This window comes from Bradyrhizobium guangdongense, from assembly GCF_006483445.1.
In the GTDB taxonomy this organism is placed as follows: Bacteria; Pseudomonadota; Alphaproteobacteria; order Rhizobiales; family Xanthobacteraceae; genus Bradyrhizobium; species Bradyrhizobium guangdongense_A.
Window position 1 is genome coordinate 1 of the sequence record NZ_PPPT01000267.1, and the last position, 1652, is coordinate 1652.

The 1652-nt window shown below is 63.6% G+C and carries 1 protein-coding gene and 1 pseudogene; both read left to right on the forward strand.

Annotation, left to right across the window (positions count from 1 at the left end):
* Nucleotides 1-833 (forward strand): annotated as a pseudogene (locus C2U70_RS31260) (caspase family protein); the annotation flags it as partial.
* A 116-nt stretch (nucleotides 834-949) separates the two neighbouring features.
* Nucleotides 950-1652: caspase family protein (locus C2U70_RS31265; RefSeq protein WP_140982482.1), on the forward strand; the 703-nt coding region annotated here is incomplete at its 3' end.

A 1652-nucleotide genomic window follows, 5' to 3' on the forward strand; every position in this document is an offset into this window, starting at 1 on the left:
AAGAGGCGCGCGCAGCCGCTGCGGCGAAGGCGCGACAGGCTGAAGACGAAAAGGCGCGGCTCGCGGCCGAACGCGCCAACAAAGCCGAGCAGGAGAAGGCGGCCGCCGCCGCCAAGGCTGCAGAGACCGCCCGCATCGCCGCCGAGAAGGCCAAACAGATCGAGGAAGCCAAGGCGGCCGCTGCCGAGCAGCGCAGGAAGGATGCCGAGGCCGCTGTCGCCAAGGCGTTGGCCGACAAGCAGGCCGCCGAGAAGGCGCTCGCGGACAAGATCGCGAACGACAAGGTCGCTGCCGTCGCTCCAACCGAGACGGCGCCTGCTCTCTCGCCGCAGGAGACCGCCAAGCTGGTGCAGTCAGAACTCCGTCGCGTCGGATGTCTGACGGGTGCTGCCGACGGCGACTGGAGCGCCGCCGCGCAGCGCTCGCTGACCCTGTTCAACAAGCATGCCGGGACCAAGCTCGACACCAGGCTGGCAAGCTTCGACGCCCTCGATGCGATCAAGAGCAAGCAAGGCCGCGTCTGCCCGCTGGTCTGCGACCATGGCTTCAGGGCGGACGGCGACGCTTGCGTGAAGATCGCGTGCCGTGCGAGCTATCGCGTCAACGATGACAATGAATGCGAGAAGGTGCAGGACAAGAAGCCGGTCGCGACCCGCGAGGATGCCAAACCGCGGGACAGCGAGCGGAAGCAGGGTGAGGCTGCTCCCGCGAAGCCGCAGGCAACGGGGCAGTTCGTTTGCAACACGATGGGCTGCCGTTCAGTTCGTCCCGGCTGTCACCTTGAAACAAAAAACACGGGCCACACCAATTTCAACACCGAAGTCTGCAACTAAGCCGGCAAAGACGCATTGGCTTAAGGTTTATTCCAGATTGTGACCCTAGTCACATACCGTCCGCTTGCCTTTCAGCAGGCTGTGAATACGCTGCTTACGTTTGATTTGGGGCTGTAATGGGCGCGCTTCGGTTTTTCTTGATCGTCTTTGCCGTGTGGCTCGGATGCGGACCGGCGATGGCCGAACGGCGCGTGGCGCTGGTGATCGGCAATTCCGCCTACAAGAACGTGGCCCGGCTCACCAACCCGGCGAACGACGCCACCCTGGTCGGCGGCATGTTCAGGAAGGCCGGGTTCGACAACGTCGATATCAAGCTCGACCTCAACGTCTCGGAGATGCGGAAGGCGCTCCGTGAGTTTGGCGGCAAGACCAGGGATGCCGAAATCGCCGTGGTGTATTACGCCGGTCACGGCATTGAACTGGACGGCGTAAATTATCTGATCCCTACGGACGCGACGCTGGAGACCGATAGCGACGTGCTCGACGAAACCATTGCTCTGGACCGCGCGCTGTTCGCGGTCGAACCGGCAAAGCAGCTCCGCCTGATCATTCTCGATGCCTGCCGCGACAATCCCTTCGCCAAGACGATGAAGCGGACAATCGCCTCGCGCGCGATCGGACGGGGTCTTGCCAAGATCGAGCCGACCAGCCCGAACACGATGATTGCGTTTGCCGCGAAGGCGGGCTCGACGGCCTCCGATGGCGATTCCAAAAACAGTCCGTTCGCGGCGGCGCTGGTCGAGCGCCTCCCGACTCCGGGGCTCGACCTCGGCAAGGCCTTCCGCTTCGTCCGCGACGACGTCTTGAAAACCACCGGCA